Source organism: Kitasatospora sp. NPDC005748 (genome assembly GCF_040630735.1).
In the GTDB taxonomy this organism is placed as follows: Bacteria; Actinomycetota; Actinomycetes; order Streptomycetales; family Streptomycetaceae; genus Kitasatospora.
In genome coordinates, this window is record NZ_JBEXYD010000038.1 from 21024 (window position 1) to 40764 (window position 19741).

The 19741-nt window shown below is 70.7% G+C and carries 16 protein-coding genes and 2 pseudogenes; 8 read left to right on the plus strand and 10 right to left on the minus strand.

Annotation, left to right across the window (positions count from 1 at the left end; all coding sequences use genetic code 11):
• Nucleotides 1-13 precede the first annotated feature (13 nt).
• Nucleotides 14-517 carry a metallophosphoesterase gene (locus tag ABZ495_RS24690; RefSeq protein ID WP_359838123.1) on the plus strand — a complete coding sequence of 168 codons (504 nt, stop codon included), beginning with the start codon at nt 14-16 and terminating at the stop codon, nt 515-517.
• A 172-nt stretch (nt 518-689) separates the two neighbouring features.
• On the opposite strand, the gene ABZ495_RS24695 is transcribed toward ABZ495_RS24690, so the two are convergent.
• The 4 genes from ABZ495_RS24695 to ABZ495_RS24710 form a co-directional block, all read right to left on the minus strand.
• Nucleotides 690-1175: an SPW repeat protein gene (locus tag ABZ495_RS24695; protein WP_359810142.1), complete on the minus strand. Its 486-nt coding sequence runs from the start codon at nt 1173-1175 to the stop codon at nt 690-692.
• A 233-nt stretch (nt 1176-1408) separates the two neighbouring features.
• Entirely contained in the window at nt 1409-1606 is a 198-nt protein-coding gene (locus ABZ495_RS24700) for a hypothetical protein (protein ID WP_359810144.1), read from the minus strand.
• Between the two features lie 176 nt (nt 1607-1782).
• Nucleotides 1783-1986, minus strand: coding sequence for a hypothetical protein (locus ABZ495_RS24705; RefSeq protein WP_359838125.1), 204 nt, complete (start codon nt 1984-1986; stop codon nt 1783-1785).
• Nucleotides 1987-2590: 604 nt separating this feature from the next.
• Nucleotides 2591-3328 carry an SDR family oxidoreductase gene (locus ABZ495_RS24710; RefSeq protein WP_359810150.1) on the minus strand — a complete coding sequence of 246 codons (738 nt, stop codon included), beginning with the start codon at nt 3326-3328 and terminating at the stop codon, nt 2591-2593.
• A 92-nt stretch (nt 3329-3420) separates the two neighbouring features.
• On the opposite strand from ABZ495_RS24710, the gene ABZ495_RS24715 reads away from it, so the two are divergent.
• Nucleotides 3421-4284, plus strand: coding sequence for a LysR family transcriptional regulator (locus ABZ495_RS24715; RefSeq protein ID WP_329491858.1), 864 nt, complete (start codon nt 3421-3423; stop codon nt 4282-4284).
• 308 nt (nt 4285-4592) lie between these two features.
• Here the strand turns inward: ABZ495_RS24715 and ABZ495_RS24720 are convergent, their stop codons facing one another.
• The 3 genes from ABZ495_RS24720 to ABZ495_RS24730 form a co-directional block, all read right to left on the minus strand.
• Complete coding sequence (locus ABZ495_RS24720; RefSeq protein ID WP_359838127.1) at nt 4593-6056, minus strand: S1 family peptidase; 1464 nt, start codon at nt 6054-6056, stop codon at nt 4593-4595.
• Between the two features lie 92 nt (nt 6057-6148).
• Nucleotides 6149-7960: a trypsin-like serine protease gene (locus ABZ495_RS24725; RefSeq protein ID WP_359838129.1), complete on the minus strand. Its 1812-nt coding sequence runs from the start codon at nt 7958-7960 to the stop codon at nt 6149-6151.
• 68 nt (nt 7961-8028) lie between these two features.
• Nucleotides 8029-8547: a hypothetical protein gene (locus ABZ495_RS24730; protein WP_359838131.1), complete on the minus strand. Its 519-nt coding sequence runs from the start codon at nt 8545-8547 to the stop codon at nt 8029-8031.
• A 532-nt stretch (nt 8548-9079) separates the two neighbouring features.
• Between ABZ495_RS24730 and ABZ495_RS24735 the strand changes: the two genes are divergently transcribed.
• From ABZ495_RS24735 to ABZ495_RS24745, 3 genes are all read left to right on the plus strand, one after another.
• Complete coding sequence (locus tag ABZ495_RS24735) at nt 9080-13111, plus strand: polymorphic toxin-type HINT domain-containing protein (RefSeq protein ID WP_359838133.1); 4032 nt, start codon at nt 9080-9082, stop codon at nt 13109-13111.
• A gap of 5 nt (nt 13112-13116) precedes the next feature.
• On the plus strand, nt 13117-13593 hold the full coding sequence (locus ABZ495_RS24740; protein WP_359838134.1) for a hypothetical protein: 477 nt from the start codon (nt 13117-13119) through the stop codon (nt 13591-13593).
• 1904 nt (nt 13594-15497) lie between these two features.
• The gene (locus ABZ495_RS24745; protein ID WP_359838136.1) at nt 15498-16049 is read left to right on the plus strand and encodes an FAD-dependent monooxygenase; all 552 of its coding nucleotides are present in this window, start codon (nt 15498-15500) and stop codon (nt 16047-16049) included.
• 163 nt (nt 16050-16212) lie between these two features.
• Here the strand turns inward: ABZ495_RS24745 and ABZ495_RS24750 are convergent, their stop codons facing one another.
• Nucleotides 16213-17181: an SDR family NAD(P)-dependent oxidoreductase gene (locus ABZ495_RS24750; protein WP_359838138.1), complete on the minus strand. Its 969-nt coding sequence runs from the start codon at nt 17179-17181 to the stop codon at nt 16213-16215.
• 55 nt (nt 17182-17236) lie between these two features.
• Here ABZ495_RS24750 and ABZ495_RS24755 point away from each other — a divergent pair, with 55 nt between their 5' ends.
• A complete protein-coding gene (locus ABZ495_RS24755) occupies nt 17237-17662 on the plus strand; it encodes a MerR family transcriptional regulator (protein ID WP_359838140.1) in 426 nt (141 codons plus the stop codon).
• 385 nt (nt 17663-18047) lie between these two features.
• On the opposite strand, the gene ABZ495_RS24760 is transcribed toward ABZ495_RS24755, so the two are convergent.
• Together ABZ495_RS24760 and ABZ495_RS24765 are read right to left on the minus strand one after the other, a co-directional pair.
• Entirely contained in the window at nt 18048-18212 is a 165-nt protein-coding gene (locus ABZ495_RS24760; RefSeq protein ID WP_359838142.1) for a hypothetical protein, read from the minus strand.
• A pseudogene (locus tag ABZ495_RS24765) lies at nt 18164-18357 on the minus strand (hypothetical protein); the annotation flags it as partial. The gene ABZ495_RS24760 and the pseudogene ABZ495_RS24765, both read right to left, overlap by 49 nt.
• A gap of 233 nt (nt 18358-18590) precedes the next feature.
• Here ABZ495_RS24765 and ABZ495_RS24770 point away from each other — a divergent pair.
• A pseudogene (locus ABZ495_RS24770) lies at nt 18591-19288 on the plus strand (IS110 family transposase); the annotation flags it as partial.
• Between the two features lie 16 nt (nt 19289-19304).
• Complete coding sequence (locus tag ABZ495_RS24775; protein WP_359838173.1) at nt 19305-19604, plus strand: hypothetical protein; 300 nt, start codon at nt 19305-19307, stop codon at nt 19602-19604.
• Nucleotides 19605-19741: the final 137 nt, after the last annotated feature.

The following is a 19741-nucleotide window of genomic DNA, read 5'->3' on the forward strand; positions in this document are numbered from 1 at the left end:
GGAACCCGCGACCATGCGACTGCTCCTCACCTCCGACACCCACGTCCCCACTCGGGCGCGCTCCCTGCCCGCCCCGCTGCTGCGCGCCCTCGACGCGGCCGACGTGGTGATCCACGCCGGGGACTGGGTCGACACCGCCACGCTCGACCTGTTCGAGGCCAGGGCCCGGCGACTGGTCGCCGTCCACGGCAACAACGACGGGCCGGTGCTGCGCGCACGACTGCCCGAAGTGGCCCGGGTCGAGCTGGTGGGCCTGCGCTTCGCGGTCGTCCACGAGACGGGCCCCGCCGGGGGACGCGACCAGCGGTGCGGCTCGCGCTTCCCCGATGCGGACGTCCTGGTCTTCGGCCACAGCCACATCCCGTGGGACAGCCGGGCTCCCAGGGGCCTGCGCCTGCTCAACCCCGGCTCTCCGACGGACCGGCGGCGCCAGCCCTTCGCCACCTACCTGACCGCCCGCGCGGACGACGGCCACCTCACCGAGGTGCGGTTCCACCGGCTGCCACCACGCTCCTGACCACCGGCACCGGGCCGGGGGCACCGGCGGCCCGGGCCGGCCCACCCGGGGCGCCGCGCTCGGCGATCCGCTGTGGTGGCGTGGTGGCGTGCGGATGCCGCCGGGAGGGGGTGGAGAGTGGTCGTCCTCCCGGCGGCGGGTGGGGTTGCCGGTCTTGCCGGTCTTGCCGGTGTCAGCGGTCGTCGAGCCCCGGCATGGGGCGGTTGCGACGGGTGCCGGTCGCTTGCCCGGTGGTCGCGCGGTCGCGGGCGGCGGCGGACGCCGCGCAGGCCAGGACGGTGGCGATGGCGCCGGCTATGAGGTTGCTGGTGATGGAACGGGTGTGGGCGACGTCGCCGGCGACGACCCAGGGGGCGACGCAGGTCCAGATGCCGAGCGCGGCGGCGGCCCAGGCCATCGAGTGGGTCCGCTCGTAGGAGCTGCCGAGGCCGCCCAGGAGCAGGGCGTAGGCGATGCCGGTGATGAGGTTGGTGACGGCCAGGGTGGTGAAGCCGTTGAAACCGCAGATCCAGGGCGACGCCGCCAGGTACAGGCCGGTGACGAGGGCGAGCGCCTCGATCATCTGCGCACGTGGCGTGGCGGCGGCGCGGTCGTGCCGGGCGCGCAGCTCCATCAGGTCGGGGTGCTCCTCGATGGGTGCGCGGTGGGTCGACGCCATGATGGCCTCCGAATGGGTGAGTGAGTCCTCCACCGCTTACCCATAAAGAGCCCATAAACACGCAAATCGGACAGTGGGAGGTGCTCCCCTCTCGGAGAAGCCCGCGTCGGCTCCCAAGTGGGAAGCCGCACCACGGAGCCCGGCGGCGTGGCGGCGGGGCCGCCGTCGCGGCCAGGTCCACCACCCGTGTCCGGGCCGCAGCCGCCCGGCGGACCGGCGCCCGGCCGGCGGTGCTACGCGAAGGACGGCCGCCGGCCGAAGCGGCGGCGCCGGCGCCGGACGGTGGTCGTGGCGCCGTCGTGCTTCGCCATGCCGGCGAGCCGGTCCGCCTGGTGGCCGGTCAGCCGGGGCGGTGGGCCCGAGCCGTTGTCGGCGTGGACGTGGGCGGGGAGGGGGGCCAGGGCCGTGACGAGTGCGAAGTAGTCGCTCATTTCATGGTTCCTTTCGGTCTTCGTCCTTTGACCTCAAGGGTGACGCATCGTCATGACGGTGGTTTTGCAGGCGTGTCTCGGGCTGGTGACCATCGGGTGGACGTCAGGCCCCGGCGTTACCGGCGGGCCGCGCGAGTGTGACGACGTGGGCAGGGGAGCCGGAGCGCCGGGACCGGTCACCCCCGGTGGTCAGCCGTTGCGCGGGCGGCGGGGGAGGGGCTGGGTCCGCCCGCGATCAACCGGATCCGGTGGGCACGGGCGAAGAGGACGGTGAGGCCCGTGCGGTCGAGGTACTCGACCGCACGGAGGCCGACGGTCAGCGGTCCGTCGGTGTCGGGCAGCCGGTCGATCGCGGCGGCGAGGTCGTCCGCGTCGCGCAACCGGGCCCGCCAGGCACTTCGCCGTCGAGGAAGGTGAGCAGCCCGTTGCCGTCGGCGTCGAAGCCACGGGGCTCTGGTGCGCCGCGGAATCCCTGGTCGTGAACGTGCCGCAGCAGCCGGTGGATCGCCGGTGTCGCCGGGGACGTCGACCGGTGGACGACGTCCCCGCGGCGGCGCACGACGTTCACGCCACCGCGGAATCCCTGCTGTTCGGTCTGCTCAGCGGGCCGACCAGATCGGACAGTCGGCCCTGTGGCGGGTCAGTACGACCACCGTCCCGCCGTCCGTGACCTGCCGGTCGCGCGAGACCGTGCAGCACGCCACCGCCACCGGAGGCACCGCCCGGACGACGGCAGGAGCCTCGTCCCGGTCAGGAATCGCGGTACGCGGCCACACGGGTTCCGCGGTCGGCGGTCCGGGCCTGCGCAGCAAGGCGCGGCGGCCGGCCTGCTCGATGGGTACCCCGAGAGCTCGGGCGCGGGCGTGAAGACGGCGGCGGTCGCGGCGTTCGGACATGGTGACACCATGCACCCTCCCACCCCGTACACGCCAACGCCGCGGGCGTCGCCAGGAAGCCGTCGACCTGTTCGCCTCGGTGGGCCGGTCACCAGGGGACGACGCCGTCGTCCTCGAAGAACGAACCGCTCGGGCCGCCGTCGGGCAGGGTGGCGAGCCGGATCGCTGTAGCCGCGCCCTGGGCGGGGGTTCGGGGTCCGTGGAAGCCTGTGAAGTCGGTGGCGACCAGGCCCGGGCAGGCGGCGTTGACGAGGATGCCGGTGCCGGCGAACCGGCGGGCGTACTGCAGCGTGAGGGCGTTGAGGAAGGATTTCGACGGAGCGTAGGCCGCCATGATCGGACCGACCTCGGTGTCGGGGTCCGCCTGCCGGGTCAGGGAGCCGACGCTGCTGGAGACGTTGACGATGCGTGGCGAGCCGGAGCGCCGCAGCAGCGGCAGCATCGCGTTGGTCACCCGGACGACACCCATGACGTTGGTGTCCACCACCGTGCGGAGCACTTCCAGATCGAGCGCGGTCGGGTCCTGCTCCCACCCGGGGCCCATCTCGCCCGAGATCCCGGCATTGTTGACCAGGGCGTCCAGGCGTCCGGCCAGCCGTTCGACCAGCTCCGCCGCATCGGTGACGCTGCGGTCGTCGGTCACGTCCAGCGGCACCCCGAAGGCGTCCACGCCGAGGGCGCGCAGTGTGCCGACGGCGGTTTCGCGACGGGCCTCGTCACGGGCTCCCACGCCCACGCGGTACCCGAGACCGCCCAGCCCGGCCGCTATCTCGTACCCAATGCCCTTGTTCGCGCCGGTCACCAGCGCGATCATCGTTTCGCTCATGCTGATGATGGTGCTCCTCGCACGAAAGGCGTGGCCAACACCGATACGGTGTCCTGTCATACCTGCCGGGTATCACCGCGTAAGCTGCGGCCGTGGACACCCTGGAAACCCGCGAGTTGAGGTACTTCGTGGCCGTCGCCGAGGAACTGCACTTCGGACGCGCCGCCGAGCGCCTCGGCCTGGCCCAGCCGCCGCTGTCGCGGGCGATCCAGCAGCTCGAACGGCGCCTGGGAGTCTGCCTGCTGGAGCGCAACCGCCGTGGTGTCCGCCTGACCGGTGCGGGGGAGGTGCTGCTGCACGAGGGCCGAGCGGCCCTCGACGCGACCGTCGCCGCCGCTCGCCGAACCCGGCGCGCCGGCGGTGCCGACAGCCCCGGAGGCCCCCGCGACCGCCTGGTCCTCGCGGTGAAGGCCGCAGCCTCCCATGAACTGCTGCGGAAGCTTCTCGACGCCTACGCAGCCGAGCCCGACAGTGCCGAGATCGAGGTGCTGCCGGGCGGGATCTGCGAGCAGGAGGAGATGCTGCGCGACGGACGCGCCGATGTCGCGCTCATGTACACACCGTGGAACTCCCTCGCCGGGTTCGACAGCGAGGTACTGGCGGCGGAGGGGCAGGTCGCCGTCCTGCCTGCCGGGCACCCCCTCGCCGCCCGCGAGACCTTGTCGCTGGCCGATGTCAGGGACGTCCCCGGTCTGCCGCTCGCCCGCTGGCCCACCCGCGGCACCTACGCACCCGGCCCCGGCCCCGAGATCCACAACCAGACACAACTGGCCCAGCTGATCGCCCTCGGACGCACCGTGGCGGTCGTCCCCGACTCCGCCCGCTCCTGGCTGTGGGCCGAGCACGCGGCCGTTCCCTTGGTCGACGCACCTTCCGTGGTGACCCACATCGCCTGGCCCGCGCACAGCCGCTCCCTCGCGCTGGCCGGCCTGGTCCGCACGGCCGCACGGCTGTGACCGGGTCCGAGGCTCCGCGGGTCGTGGCATCAGGTGCGGAGCGGGGCTGGGCCGGAGGGGTGGGGTGCCGGGTAGGACTCCGCGGAGCTCGTCGAGGCCATCCGACGGAATCCGTTGACCTGCAGCGACACCAACCCGGCGACGTGGGCGTTCCCATCACTCCGAAGATCATTTCCCACATCGATGCCGGGATGGCGGTGGGCCCCCGGGCCTGATCGGACCGCGCCCCGGGCGGGGGCTGGTCCGGCTGTTCCACGGCTGGCGGCCTCCGGTGTCCACGGTGTCGGTCCGGACGGGTGGGCGGCGCTTCACCGGCCGGGGACGACGATGCCCTGGGTCGACTTGCCGCTGCCGCTCCAGTCGCCGGTGACCGGGAGGCCGCTGTCGCCGTAGGAGACGGAGGTAGTGGAGCCGTCGGGGGCGGCGCCGCGGAAGTGGAAGGCGCTGCCGGTGGTCTGGTAGACGCCGACCTGGGTGGTGCCGCTGCCGTTCCAGTCGCCGGTGAGGGGCGTGTCCCCGCGCGCGCCGAACGTGAACGTGATGTCGGCCTCGCCGTCGTGGATGGAGTTCACGAGGTAGAAGGTGGCGGTGTCGGGGTCGAACAGCCCCGGGGTGTCGAATCCCTTGTGTGTCCAGTCCCCGGCGATCGGCTTCCAGTTGCCGCCGTTGCCCAGCCTGAAGGACGTCACGGTGCCGTCGTGGTGGCGCAGGTGGAACTCGGCGGTGCTCGGGCGGTAGATCCCCACTTCGCTGGTGCGTCCGCCGTCCCACCGGCCGACGAGGGGGACATCGTCCCGGTCGCCGAACCCGAAGTCGGTGGTGCTGGGGCCGCCGTCGAGCGAGTTCGTCAGGTAGAAGTGGGCGGTGGTGGGGTCGTAGGCGCCCGGGGTGTCCCCGCCGATGCCGTCCCAGTTGCCCGCCAGCGGGATCATCGGGCTCTCCCCGAAGTCGAACGTGGCCCGGGTGGAGACGTTCGACTGGGCCGAGTCGGAGAGGAACCAGCGCAGGACACCGGGGGCCTGGGGCGGCATCGTGCTGGAGCGGACGAACTTGATCCAGTCGTTGAGGTCGTCGGTGCGGGTGTCGTAGGCGCCGGTGCGGGTGGTTTCGGTGGAGCCTAGGCAGCCGTTCTGCCAGGAGCGGCTGTTGAGGGCGGCGAGTTCGTGGTGGTCGCCGACCTGCCGTAGGGCGGGGCCGCCGGTGTCGCCCTTGCAGACGGTGGCGTCCGTGGGCGCCTTCGCGGTGAGGGCGAGGCCGGTCGGGTCGACGGCGCCGACGGTGAAGAGGGCGGTGTGGAGCTTGTCGGGCACCCACTCGGTCCTGGTGCGGCCGTAGCCCGTCACCCGGAGTTCCTCGCCGGCGGTGGGGGCAGTGGAGGACAGGGCGAGCGGGGTGATGTCGATGACCGGGTTGACCAGGCGCGCCATGACCAGGTCGCGGTCGGTGTGGGGGACGAGTTCGACGATGTCCCGGACCTGGCCCGCCGTGGTGGTGAGGTCGGTGCGGCCGACCGTGGCGGTGGTCCTGAGTGCGGGCGGGCCGGCGGGGACGGTTGCCGGCTGGGCGGGATTGTCGGCGAAGCAGGAGGCGGCGGTGACGACCCAGAACGGATCGACCAGGGCACCGGTGCAGGCGCGTTTGCCGTCGCCGATGTCGAGCTTGGCCGTGAACGCGAAGGCACCGGCCGGCGCGGCGTCACCGCTGAGCGCGGGCGCGGGCGTACCGGCCAGCAGGGCAGCTGTCAGGGCGACGGTCGTGACCGTCCCGGTCATCCACGCCGAGCGTGGGCGTGAGCGAGGCATGAGGTAACTCTTCTCCCTTCTTGGACCTGCTGGTGTCCCGGGCGGGTGGATCACGGGTGCGGTCAGCCTGTCGCGGGGATCTGGCCGACCACGGACCAGCCGGACCAGCCACCGCCGTTGGTGTTGTAGGCGTGGGCCATGACGCCGTCGGTGCCCTGGCCGAAGACCTCGGCCGTTCTGGTGTCGGGGTTGTAGACCGCGGCGGGGGAGCTGCCGAACTTCCAGTTGCCGGTCATGGTCCAGGGCGTCCAGCCGGTGGCCCGGCTCCACGTGGCCCGGTACATCGATGCGTCGGTGCCGGTCGCGAACACCTCCAGGGTGCTGGTGACCGGGTTGTGGAGGACGGCCGGCACCCCGACGAACGCGCCTCCGGGGTTGAGGGCGTACCAGCCGGACCAGCCCTCGCCGTTGGTGTTGTAGAGGTGCGCCATCACGCCGTCGGTCCGCAGAGCGAAGATTTCGGCCGTCCTGGTGTCCGGGTTGTAGACCGTGGAGGCGTCGCCGCGGAACTTCCAGTCACCAGTCATCGTCCACGGGGTCCAGCCGGTGGCCCGGCTCCACGCGGCCCGGTACATCGAGCCGTCGGTGCCGGTGGCGAACACCTCGAGCGAGTTGGTGATCGGATTCTGGACAACGGCCGGTTCGCCGGCGAACCGGGCCCCGGGGTCCAGCGCGTACCAGCCCGACCAGCCCTCGCCGTTGGTGTTGTAGAGGTGTGCCATGACGCCGTCGGTCCGCAGAGCGAACACCTCGGCCGTTCTGGTGTCCGGGTTGTAGACGGTGGTCGGGTCGCCGCGGAACTTCCAGTCACCTGTCAGGGTCCACGGGGTCCAGCCGGTGGCCTGGCTCCACGTGGCCCGGTACATCGAGCCGTCGGTGCCGGTGGCGAACACCTCCAGGGTGTTGGTGACCGGGTTGTGGACGACGGCCGGTTCGCCGACGAACCGCGCGCCGTCGCCGAGGACGTGCCAGCCCGACCAGCCCTCGCCGTTGGTGTTGTAGGCGTGGATCATGGCGCCGTCGGTCCGCAGTGTGAAGATCTCGGCGGTCCTGGTGTCCGGGTTGTAGACGGTGCCGCGGTTCCCGGACCGGACGGTGGCGGCCCAGGCGGAGGTGGTCTGCTGGATCCAGGTACCGAGGTCGTCGGTGCGGGTGTTGTAGGCACCGGTGCGGGTGGTTTCGGTGGAGCCTAGGCAGCCGTTCTGCCAGGAGCGGCTGTTGAGGGCGGCGAGTTCGTAGTGGTCGCCGACCTGCCGTAGGGCGGGGCCGCCGGTGTCGCCCTTGCAGACGGTGGCGTCCGTGGGCGCCTTCGCGGTGATGGCGAGGCCGATCGGGTCGACGGCGCCGACGGTGAAGAGGGCGCTGTGGAGCTTGTCGGGCACCCACTCGGTCCTGGTGCGGCCGTAGCCCGTCACCCGAAGGTCCTCGCCGGCGGTGGGAGCGGCCGTGGCCACCGCCACCGGGGTGATGTCGGTGACGGGAGTGGCGAGCCGGGCGAGTACGAGGTCGCGGTCGGTACGGGGGACGAGTTCGACGATGTCCCGGACCTGACCCGTGGTGGTGGTGAGGTCGGCGCGGCCGACGGTGACGACGGCCTTCAGTGTCGGCGGACCGGCAGGGACGGTCGTCGGTTGGGCGGGGTCGTCGGCGAAGCAGGAGGCGGCGGTGACGACCCAGAACGGATCGACCAACGCGCCGGTGCAGGCACGCTTGCCGTCACCGATGTCCAGCTTGGCCGTGAACGCGTAGGACCCCGCCGTCGCGACGTCGCCACTGAGAGCAGGAGCGGGCGTACCGGCCAGCAGGGCACCTGTCAGGGCGACGGTCGTGACAGCCCCGGTCGTCCAGGCCGTACGTGTGCGGAAGTGAAACATGGGATGGGCTTCCTTCGTTGCCGTTCCGACCCGTGGGTGACTCGGTAAGGGGTTGGGAGCGCGCCCGGTCAGCCGGTGACGCGGAGTTCGACGAGCATGGTCGGCTTCTGGCCGACGCCCTCGCCGACGCCGGTTATGCCGCCCTTGGGCACGTCGACGGTCTGGGCGACGCCGTCGGCGGTGAGGTTGGCGCGAACCGCGCGATCGTTGGTCTGGATGAGGAAGGTCTGCGGCAGTTCGAGGGTGAGCTGGCCGACGGTGCCGTTCACCCGGAAGCAGACCGAGGGGCCGCCGGCCGGGTTGGGGACGGCCCGGCTCCAGAGCTGGATTTGGGTGGTGGTGTTGCAGTCGGCGAGGAGGATGTGGCCGTCGCCCCGTAGGAGCTTCAGGTTCGGGAAGGGGCTGGCGCCCGGATAGGTGAAGTCCTCGACCGCCGGCGGCGGGGTCGCGTCGTCGGCTGTGGCCGACGCGGCGACGGGGGCCGTCTGGGCGGCGGAGGCGGCTGAGGAGGAGTCGGCCGAGGCGGCGGCCACGGCGGTGAAGGTGACAGCGACGGCAAAAGCGGCAGCTGTCAGCCGACTGCGCATGCGAAGACTCATCCGATTCCCTTTCTGGACTGATCATACGAACAGGTTTGCAGGCGTCAAAAGGACTAAGGTCACGTCCTCTTTCGCCGACATCTCGGGGCGCTGGGACGCGAATAACGCACCCTCCACCCTGAGGGGATCATCAAAGGAAAGTCAAGAGTTGCTATTGCCACCTGGTTCCGGTTATCGCCGGCACGTGCGGAAATCCGCGTATGGCCGCCCATACTGCCCGATGTCCGGCAAGGTGTCACCGCCTGCCTCATCCGTCCCACCAGCACCATTGGCCCAGTTCTCCGCGTCCGGCATTCCTGTCGCCCACTCGGAGACTGAGGCGGGGAACTTCTTTCACGGATTCCGATTCCAGCCGCGCGGAATATTTCTGCCAGGGCTGGACTGGGCCAGTGAATTCGTGCTCTGCTCTCAGGTGATGCCAATAGCCAGGCTGTGCTCGAACGAGGCCTGAGGGAGATTGGGGGGGTTTCTCGTGACGCACGGGTGGGGTGGCTTCGCCATGCGCAGAAGGCGACGTCAGGTGCTGGCGGGCATGGGCCGGGTGTGGCTGGGGATGCTGCCGCTGGCCCTCGTCGCGGGGCTGTTGGGGACCAACCCCGCCACGGCGACCGACGGCGACGGGCAGCCGGCGCCATTGACGGACCGCGCCCGGGTGGTGCTCTTCTGGCAGGAGGGTGGCCCCGGGATCAAGGCCGCGGCGGAGGCCGCGCTTACCGGCTCGGATGCCGACGTGCGCCACTTCCTGGACAGCGAGCAGGTACCCGCCCGGATCCAGGACGACCAGGTCGCCGCGGCCCAGATCCACTCCGCAGGAGGGCCCGGCGTGCAGGAGGCGGCGCGCCGGGCGCTGGCCGGTACGCCCCAGGAACTCGCGGCATTTCTCGACGGGGGATGGCGTGAACCGCTGAAGGCCGACCAGCAGGTCCGGGTCGCCCAGCTGATGAACGGGGCCGGACCGGGCGTCAGGGAGGCCGGGCAGGCCGCGCTCAACGGCACCGAGGACGACGTCCAAGCGTTCCTGAATGACGGCCAGTACACGGCCCGGGACGCCGACGAGCGCGTACAACTGGTCCAGATCCTCAGCCAGGGCGGACCCAACACGCAGGCCGCCGCCCGCCTGGCGATCAACGGCACAGCCGACGACGTCCACGAGTTCCTCACCGTCGGCCAGCACGTCGCCCGCGCCCGCGACGCGGAGCGCACCACCGTCGTCCAGCTGGCCCAACAGGCTCAGGAGGCCGGCGCCCAGGCGGTCCGTGAGACCGAGGCGGCGAAAGCCTTCGCCGCGCAGGCTCTGGCAGCCTCCGCCCTGGCCAAGGAGGCGACCGCGAGGGCAGCGGCCGAGACCGAGGCCGCACGCAACGACAGCGTCAAGGCCGCGGCAGCGGCCGCACGGGCGGCCGATGCCACGGAGCGGGCCGGTCGAGCCGCGCAAACCGCCGTGAAGGCCTCCCAGGCGGCGACGAACTCGGCCCGTGTGGCCGCCAGTGCCGCCTCCCAGGCCGCCTACGCCGCGGCCGGCGCCGCGCAGGCCGCGTCCAACGCACGGTCAGCCGCCGCGGCCGCCGTCTCCGACCGCTCGCGGGCGGGCGCCGCAGCCCAGGCGGCGACCGCCGCTGCCGCCGCTGCCGCCGCTGCCGCCGCCGCGGAAGTCTCCGCCCAAGCGCTGACCCAGGCCAACGCCGCAGCGTCGGCTAGCAGTGAGGCCGCAAACGCTGCGGAGAGCGCCGGACGCAACGCGCTGGCCTCCGCCGACTCAGCCGACCAGGCCGGCGACTTCGCAGGCCAGGCCGGGGCCCAGTCGGCCCGGGCGAAAGCCGCCGCCGCAGCCACCCGCCGCCACGCCCAGGAAGCCGCACGCGCCGCCGGCGCCGCCAGGTCCCTGGCGGCGGACGCGGCGAAGGCCGCCGCCAGTGCCCGGACCCTGGCCGCATCCGCCGCCACCCACGCCCGCGCCGCGGCAGCCGCCGCCGACGAAGCGGCGCAGCACGCAACCGAGGCGTCCCAGGCCGCGCAGGTGGCCACGGCGCATGCCGACGCCGCACAGGTGGCCGCCAAGGAGTCGAGCGACGCCGTCGACGCGGCCAATACGGTCCAGGACCTCGCGCGGCGTGCGGAAGCGGAAGACCTCAACTCCCGCACCGCCGCGGCGGTGGAGAAGGCGAGGGATGCCAAGGCCGCCTATGAGACCAAGCAGGCCGCGGCAGGTGAGGCCGTCCAGCAGGTTCGCCGGGTGAAGGACGAGGCGGATCGCCTGGCCGCCGCTCTCGCGCAGCCAGGCGCCGACACGGCCCGAATCGTCTCGGACGGACGCAAGCTGGCCCTGCTCTCGATGCGGATCTCGGACGCCTGGGGCACCGCCGCCGCCGGCGCCGCACTCTCCGGTCCCGACAGTTCCGTCCTGGAGTACCTCACGTCCGGACGCCGCCGGGCCATCGAGATGGACGAGCGCGAACGCGCGAGCGCCCTCGCCATCGACTCCGAACTACCGGCCGTGCGCGCCGCCGCCACCCAGGCCCTCACCGAGGGACCGGCCGCGGTCACCGCGTTCCTGAACACCGGCCAGTACCAGGTGGCCGCGCCCGACCTCCAGGTCAGTGTCACCCAGCTCGTCGCCAGCAGCGGCCCCGGCGTGCAGCAGGCCGCCCGCGCGGCCCTCAACGGCCCAGTGAGCGGGCTACGTGACTTCCTCAGCCGCGGCCGCTACACCGCCCAGATCAGCGACGACCAGGTCCAGGCCACCCAACTTGCCGGCACCGGCGGCCCCGAGGTCAAGGCCGCCGCACGCATCGCCCTGGAAGGACCACCGACAGTCCTGCGCGCCTTCGTCGCAACCGGGCAGTACACCGCCGCGCGCAAGGACCAACTCGCCGCCACCCATATCGCCGAGATCCAGCGCCTCATCGCCGAAGCCTCCGCCGTCGCCGCCTACGCCCAGCAAAGCGCCGCCGAGGCCGAACAGGCCGCCGCCATTGCCCGCAACGCGGCGACCGAGGCCAACGGCTACGCCACTCAGGCCCGCCAGCACGCCGACCGCGCCGCCGGCTACGCCGCCGACGCCCGCGCGAAGGCCCAACAGGCCGAGGCCAGCGCCAACAGCGCCGCCGCCGCGGCCCGAACCGCGACAGCCGCCGAGGGCAGCGCGCGCCGGGCGGAGGCGTCGGCCGCGTACTCGTCCCGGCAGGCCCAGGCCTCGGCGTCATGGGCGAACGAGTCCGCCCATGACGCCCACGAGTGGGCAGCAACGGCCCGGACCGCCGCGCAGGAGGCCGGTCAGGACTCCGAGACCGCCGAAAGGGCCTGGCTCCAGGCCTTCAAGTCGTATACCGACAAGGTCGCGGTCGAGCAGGAGGCCGCCCGCCGCGCTGTCGAGAACGCGGACGCCGAAGCGAAACAGCGGGCTGAACAGCAGAAGCAGGATGCCCTCGCCGCCATCGAGGCGGAACTGCGCAAGCAGGCCAGGGACGACAGTTCGGGCGGCTGGCTTGGGGACCTGGTCGACAAGGCCGTCGACATGGGGATCGACGGGCTCCACAAGCTCCTCGACGTCGCCGGATTCGTCCCCGGCTTCGGAGACATCGCCGACCTGATCAACTGCGGCCTCTACGGCCTGCAGAAGGACGTTGAGAACGCCCTGCTCTCCTGCGCCGGGGCTATCCCCCTCGCCGGCGACGCGCTAGCCATCGCCAAACTCGCCAAATGGGCCGAGAAGGTACCCGGGTCAGGGAAAGTCGTCGACTTCCTCAAAAAGCTGTTCGCCAGGATCCCCGGGTCCTGCCTGAAGAAGAACAGCTTCCCGGCCGGCACCCGCGTTCTTATGGCCGACGGAACCACCGAGCCGATCGAACGGGTCTCCACCGGGGAGCAGGTCCTCGCCACTGACCCACTCACCGGCGAAACCGCTGCCCGCCCGGTCGACGCAGTCATCTACACACCCGACGACAGGGTATTCACTGACCTTCGGATCCAGGGCGAGGACGGCACCGTCCACGACCTCACCGCCACCGACAACCACCCCTTCTGGTCGGAAACCGCACAGACCTGGATCGACGCAGCCGACCTCGAAACCGGGAACCGCCTGAGGACACCGTCCGCCGGCGCCGTGGAGATCGTCGCCACCGACCACCGGGCGACCCTCCAGGCCGCCTACAACCTCACGGTGCGAGACCTTCACACGTATTATGTGCTCGCGGGCGACACGCCGGTGCTGGTTCACAACGCCGAGTGCTTCGATCCTAAAACGCTGGTAATCGACGACGCCCACATCGTGGCAGGTCACACACCCGAGGGAATATTCTCAACCATCGCGTCCAAGACTGAATGGATTCCGGGAACCACGCCTATGTCGCGCGCAGCCAAGATCAAAGAAGTACTGAGCCGTGGGACGCGAGTAACGGATAATCAAAATCGAGACGGCATCACTCTGGAATTACGGTTCAATGATGTAGTCGGGTTCGATCGGACCGCGAGGAGGAATCCGCTTTACGTCCTGCGCGTATACTATGATCCGGATCTCAATAAAGTCCGCAATGCCTTTCCTGTGCGGCGGTGACTTGCGTGCGAATCTCATTCAGGCCGAGTGAATTCTTCGGTGCCCACGGACGAGAACATGCTCACGCCGCCGATCTGGCGGCAGTGACGCGAGCCGATCTGCGGTGGTACTACTTCCTGGGAGCGCTGGAAATCTCCCATCACGGGACCGAGATCGGACCTCCGTGGGAATGGGTGCCGCTGTTCGATGCGCTCTACTGTGTGCAACAGGTGATGATATTCGCCGAAGGCGGCGAGGCTCTGGGGAAGATCGACTTCACCGAGAATGCCGAATCCATTGACTTTGAACTGAATGGCACTTCTCTCCATATGGTGCCGAGCTATCTGGAGTTTGAGGCTACCTGTACCGCAAATGAATTCATTTCCGCTGGATCAGATTTCATTCGAAATGAGTTGATTCGAGTGACATCCGAACATCCGCTGCTCGCCAAGAATCGTCACGTGCGTGAGCTGGCTGCGGGGGTTTCCCTCGAACTCCCGTAGGTGGACATCGATCCAGACTCTCGAGCATCGTCGCAATTCGACAGGTACACCAATTTTCGATCCGGCCTCTCCCGGAGCGCGACTGCTACGTCAATGCGGCGACCATCGAACGAACGCACCCCCACCTTCACTACACGGAGGGCTTCGCCATCGCTGCCGGCAGCCCGGTCGCCATCGCCCATGCCTGGTGCACCGACGCGGACGGCCGCGTGATCGATCCGACCTGGACCGACCTCGGTATCCGTGCCGCCTACCTCGGCATCGCCCCGGCCCTGCGCCCTCACCCGAGCAGTGCCGGGCCTGTCCGTTCAGCCTGTGCTGTACCTGTCGAGGTCGCGCTCGCGGGTCCAGCCCCGGCCACGAGGCCCGCGCCGGCAAGGCCGAGCGCCGCCGCGCCAACCGCGATTCGCTTTCGCGGACCAGCTGTCGTCGAGGACGGCCGCGACCCGGCCCCAGCCACCCTCCTCGGCGCCGGCCGCGCGCACCGCCCGGCGCGCTGCGCCCCGCAAGGCATCCGATGTTCATGCTGATTCCCTCTCGGCCTCTGACCCCCAGAGGTCCCGAGCAGAAGTGAGCAGCTCATCAGCGGATAGAAACCACACCTCAAGCCAAAAGGGCCTGCCATCCTGGTCATCGGCCGTTCCTAGATGAGGAACAGCCTGAAGCGGCAGGCCGGGCGCTGATCGGCGCCCGGCCTGCCGCTACTTCGTTCTTCGTTTCCCAGAGACGTGATCCGCAAAGCCTCGGTGCAGGCTTGCGGACTGTGGCCCCTGGTAGCGCGGGGACCCGTTCCATCCGCCAGGACTGGCGCACCGGCAGCTCGGCGATCCTCAACTCCAGCGTCGACAACGTGGCGCCAGCCTCGCGGTGCTCGGCATTGAAGTCGGCGGAGTCGAACTCGTTGACTTCGGGTCCTGGGTCCAGGCCAGCAGCGGCCGGGTCCAAGTCTCGCGAGCGCACGGCAGCGTGCCCTTAAGGGCATCCGCCACGGTCTCGTTCCAGGCCCACGCTCTCGTTCAGGCCGAAAGTCTCCACATCTACGCCGCGCCGCGCACCCGAAGCCACGGAAACCACCCCCCCCGAGACACCCGGGACAGTAGAAACCACCACTCACGGGCGGCGGCCCCCTTCCTACTCGGAGCCGGCGGACTACGGCTGGCCATCCCACCGCTCGACCAGCCCGACCGCTGCGCCGCGAACAAGGTGTCCGGACCGTGGGGTCCCCATTCAGGACGCTGTCCGGTGGAGGTGGCTGGCCTGTTCGAGGGCGCGTTGGAGGTTGTCGCGGGTCATGGTGGAGCGGTGGGGGATGCCCAGGTCGGTGCGCGACCGGCCGTCCACCAGCCGGTGGAGAGGTACTGAGCTTGCTCCGCTTTGACGAACACCGTTGGTGTGGTGTCCGCAGCGGCACAGCTCGACGATCTCGGCCTGAACTCCGGCGTGAACGAGCGGCGAGGGCGCGGCTTCTTCCCCATGCTCTCCATGATGGACATCGTCCTTACCGGGACCGAAGCCCCTGATCAGGGGTGTCCGCTTGTCGGCATCACGCGCCACCCAGCGTGCTCTGTGCTGAGGTCGGCGCTGGTCCACCGGTGAGAGCGGTGAGCGGGATGGACGCCGTCCGTGCGCCGAGCTCGCTTGGCGTCGGGCGGGGTCAACCCCCGAAGGACTTCCGGAGCCGACCACTTAGCTGACAGCCCGGTTCACCTGGCTTACAGCGGGCCGGCCGAGGTCACGGCGATCGTGGCCATGCCCGACGCGTGCCATGCCGTTCATGGTGGTTGGGGGAGCGTGACGCGATTTCGGCTGTACCGATGAGTTGTGTGCGGATCCGCAGTCCACACTCTGGATCCACCGATAGTGGTGGGCCTGTGCTGGGAAACGTTCCAGCCCAGGGAAAGCACATGGAGGCAGTGGTGGGCGTCAACGACTCCGAGCCGGAGCGCACGATCCGAACGGACGAGCAGGGGACGCGGGTGAGCGGTCCTAGGGTGTTGGTGGCGGGGGCGAGCATCGCGGGACCCGCCCTGGCCCACTGGCTGCGCCGGCGGGGAGCCGAGGTGACCGTCGTGGAGCGGGCTCCCGAGCTGCGTCCCGGCGGGCAGGCGGTGGACGCGCGCGGGGTCGCCAAGGAGGTCATCAGGCGCATGGGGCTGGACGCGGCGGTCCGCGCGGCGTGCACCGACACCGCCGGCGCGCACACCGTGGACGCGGACGGGCGGGTGCTGGAGACCTTCCGCGCGGACGACGACGGTGGTGACGGGTTCATCGCGGACATCGAGATCCTGCGCGGGGACCTGTCCCAGGTGCTGTACGACGACACCCGCGACGGCGTCGAGTACATCTTCGGCGACCGAATCGCCGAGCTCGCCCCGGTCACCGACGACACCGCAGCCCCGGCCCTGCCCAGCACCGATGAGCGCGCCGCCGCCCGCGCGCGCTGGCTCTCCGGATAGTGGCCGATCGCCGCCTGACCGGCATGACAGCCCCGGAGCTGGACGCGCTGCGGGCCCGACTCGCCCCTCCGGCCCCGGGGGGCCGGTGCGGCCGGGCCGGGCGCTTCGGATCCGCGGACTGCCGGGGTCTCGGTCGGGACGGGTCGTCACGGCGGGTCGGGACTCATCGGGTGATCGGCGTCGCGCCGGTGGCGGCGAGAGAGAGCTCCCACAACCGTTGCGCCGCATCGGGGTTGACGGCGTAGGCGCGGACGCCGCCGTCGTCCATCGGGGTCCCGGGTGCCGAGATGCCGGCGATGTCGCAGTTCTCCAGGTAGCGACCGCCGTGGTCGGCGAGGAGGGGGGAGGTGGCGGCCCACAGGCCGGTGGCGGCGCCTTGGGAGGGTGTCTTGAAGTCGGCGGCGATCACGTTGCCGTGGGCGTCCACCCACCCGCGGTCGACCTGCTCCTGGAGTGTCATCTCCCGCTGCAGTCCGGTGATGATCTTGCCTGGGTGGAGCGAGAGGGCGTGAACACCGTCCTCTCGCCCGAGGGCGTCGAGGTGTACCGCGAAAAGGGCGTTGGCAGTCTTGGCCTGGCCGTAGGCGAGCCACTTGTCGTAGCCGGTGAGGAAATGCGGGTCGTGCCAGCGGATGTCGGACAGTGCGTGGCCGGCGGAACTGTTGATCACGACGCGCGCACCGTCGGCGGCGGCCAGGAGCGGGTAGAGCTCGCAGACAAGGGTGAAATGCCCGAAGTGGTTGGCGGCGAGCTGGCTCTCCCATCCGGGTCCGACCCGCCGTTCGGGGAGGGCCATGACTCCGGCGACGGCCATGAGCAGGTCGAGCGAGGTCAGTGAGCGGCGAAGGCGTGCGGCGGCGAGTCGCACGCTGGCGAGGTCGGTCAGATCCATGGGGATGACCTCACAACCCACCACGCCCGCGAGAGCGGCGCGCGCGATGTCAGGCCGGCGTGCCGGGACGATGACGCGGGCTCCCACGGCCGTGAGTGCACGGGTGGTTTCCAGACCGAGTCCGGAGTAGCCCCCGGTCACGACGGCGCTTGTCCCGGACAGGTCGAGGCCGGCGGTGACGTCCCGAGCGGTGCTGACGGCGGAGAAGGGCGAGCCGAGCGGCTGCTGGTCAATGGTCATGCCGTCGAAGCTACGATCTAGAGCGAGGTCTAGATCAAGTCCTAGGCTGTGACGCATGGAATCCACCAGGCTTTCTGCCAAACCGCTGAGCATCGGCGACGTGGCCGGGCAGACCGGCCTCAGCGTCCACGCTCTGCGCTTCTACGAGCGCGAAGGCCTGCTCGTCGGACCGGTTCAGCGCACCTCAGGCGGCCGGCGACGGTACAGCTCGCTCGACGTCGACTGGCTTCTGATCTGCGTCAAGTTGAGGGAGTCCGGAATGCCGCTGGCCGATCTCAAGCGGTTCGCCGAACTCGTGCGGCAGGGGCCCGGCAACGAGGCGGAACGGCTGCAGCTACTCGAAGACCACCGGCAGCGCGTGGACGCGCATATGCAAGCCCTGGATGAGTGTCGGTCGCTCATCACCTGGAAGGTCGGCGTCTACGCCGACCACGTCGCCCGCGGCAAGGCCGACGGGCTCTGGGACCCGACAAGGACCTGAAGCCCGACCGGCGGCGCCAGCGACCTCGCGCCCCGCGACCTCTCAACGCTCGCATCATCTCCGAACCACGCCGCTGCCCACAGCAGCCGCGGCAGACGCCACCGGCCGGCCCCGCACGACGCGCGAGGTCGGCTGGCACCTTCCGGCGGAAGCAACAGGCCGTCCACGCCCACTCCACACCGTGCTCGGCGAATTGCGCGAGCTGCCCCGGCATCGGGGTTCGTCTCGTCCGCCCCCGGACGGCCGCCGGGTCCTGGAGATCACCGGTGTCGGCCGAGTGCGTCCTGTCGGCCAGGACGTGCCCACGGCCCGCCCTGCCCGCTGAACGCGAGAGCTCCCCGGGAGTGAACGCTCCTGCCGGTTGAGGGGGCGGCGCGTTCGGGTGCTACCCGCGCAGGCCTCGCCAGACGGGGTGGCGCAGGCGGCCGGCTGGGGTGAGTTCGAGGAATTCGACTTCGGCGCGTAGTTCGGGGCGTATGAACCGGACCTCGGTGCCGCGTGGCTGTCGCCGGCCTGTCCCGCGGTCAGGACGAGCGCCAGCGGACGGCACCCGCGGCGGCGAGATGGACCTTGCTGGTCAGCCCGCCCCGTGACCTGCCGAGCAGGGTCTGCTTCAGACGGAGCTCGCGTCGCGACCGGACCCGTCCGCGCTCGTCTTGTCCGTTCTGTTCCTACGACGCGCCCCGTTACCGTTTTCGCGGCCCCGCAATGGGGCACCCGGCCTCCGGGCCCGGCATGACTGGTCGCCCCAGTCGATCATGATCGAAAGGTGCTGTCACCGGGGCCGGAGGCATTGGCAGACCGCTGATTAGGGGCACGAGCGCCGATCCCGTCCCGGGTGAGGCAAGCTCTTCGTAACGTGGATGCCGGCACGCTGATGCCGCAGGTGAGGCCAGGAAGGGCACGACCACGGTGGAGAATACGCGTGATCGACACGGGTGATATTGATGTGTACCTGGGCCTGGACGTGGGCAAGGGCGAGCATCACGCCACCGCTCTGACCCGGGCCGGCAAACGGGTCTTCGACAAGCGACGGCCCAACACCGAGTCGAAACTGCGCGAGGTGTTCAGCAGGCTCCAGGCCAAGCACGGCACCGTGCTGATAGTGGTTGACCAGCCCGCCTCGATCGGCGCCCCGCCTCTCGCGGTGGCCCGCCACACGGGCTGCCGAGTCGCCTACCTGCCCGGCCTGACGATGCGACGGATCACCGACCTCTACGCCGGCGAGGCCAAGACCGACGCCCGGGACGCGGCGATCATCGCGGACGCCGCGCGCACGATGCCGCACACCCTGCGCGACCTGGCACCGTCCGACGAGACCGCCGCCGAGCTGGAGATGATCGTCGGCTTCGACGACGACCTGGCCACCGAGTCGACCAGGATCAAGATCCGCCTGCGCGGCCTGCTCACCCAGATCCACCCCCGCTGGAGCGGATCCTGGGCCCAAGACTGGACCACCCCGTCGTCCTGGCACTACTCGAACGCCACGGCTCACCGGCCCAGTTGAGGAAGGTCGGACGACGCCGACTGGTGACCCTGCTACGACCCACGGCCCCGAGGCTGGCCGAGCGCCTGGTCGAGGATACCTTCGACGCCCTCGACGAGCAGAGCGTCGTCGCGCCCGGCAATGGAAACTGGGCTGGTGAGCGACCTGGCGACGGTCGAGGCGACGTTCGCCGCCTCGCGGAGCCCGTTGGACGCGGTGGCCGTGGAATTGCGGGGACCGGACGGGGCGACGTTGACGCACTGCCGGCTTGAGGACCCGCTGGGCGTGCGGATGCGGGAGGTGATCCGGCAGCTGTTCGACGACCACCTGAGGCTGCGGGCGCTGACCGAGCGGCGGCTGCCCGAGTTGGTTCAGGACGATCGGTCACTTCGCCCCCGCCTTCGCCGCCCGGTCCGGGACTGCAACGAATCTGTCACGAGGTCTCCGATCGGTTGAGCGACGTTTGCGGGTTCGCCCATGCTGATCTGGGACGGTCCGGCAGGACATGTCGCCAGGGGGCGAAGCCGGGCAGGCACCGAACAGCGTCTGCGGATGACCTGGAGACTCGCAACGGGCCGCAGTCGTGCTGCTGA

Excerpts from the sequence above, each read along its gene's own strand:
- ABZ495_RS24745 (WP_359838136.1), top strand. The coding sequence starts at position 15,498 with ATGGAGGCAGTGGTGGGCGTCAACGACTCCGAGCCGGAGCGCACGATC.
- ABZ495_RS24690 (WP_359838123.1), top strand. The coding sequence starts at position 14 with ATGCGACTGCTCCTCACCTCCGACACCCACGTCCCCACTCGGGCGCGC.
- ABZ495_RS24695 (WP_359810142.1), bottom strand. The coding sequence starts at position 1,175 with ATGGCGTCGACCCACCGCGCACCCATCGAGGAGCACCCCGACCTGATG.
- ABZ495_RS24750 (WP_359838138.1), bottom strand. The coding sequence starts at position 17,181 with ATGACCATTGACCAGCAGCCGCTCGGCTCGCCCTTCTCCGCCGTCAGC.
- ABZ495_RS24710 (WP_359810150.1), bottom strand. The coding sequence starts at position 3,328 with ATGAGCGAAACGATGATCGCGCTGGTGACCGGCGCGAACAAGGGCATT.
- ABZ495_RS24730 (WP_359838131.1), bottom strand. The coding sequence starts at position 8,547 with ATGCGCAGTCGGCTGACAGCTGCCGCTTTTGCCGTCGCTGTCACCTTC.
- ABZ495_RS24720 (WP_359838127.1), bottom strand. The coding sequence starts at position 6,056 with ATGACCGGGACGGTCACGACCGTCGCCCTGACAGCTGCCCTGCTGGCC.
- ABZ495_RS24725 (WP_359838129.1), bottom strand. The coding sequence starts at position 7,960 with ATGTTTCACTTCCGCACACGTACGGCCTGGACGACCGGGGCTGTCACG.
- ABZ495_RS24700 (WP_359810144.1), bottom strand. The coding sequence starts at position 1,606 with ATGAGCGACTACTTCGCACTCGTCACGGCCCTGGCCCCCCTCCCCGCC.
- ABZ495_RS24755 (WP_359838140.1), top strand. The coding sequence starts at position 17,237 with ATGGAATCCACCAGGCTTTCTGCCAAACCGCTGAGCATCGGCGACGTG.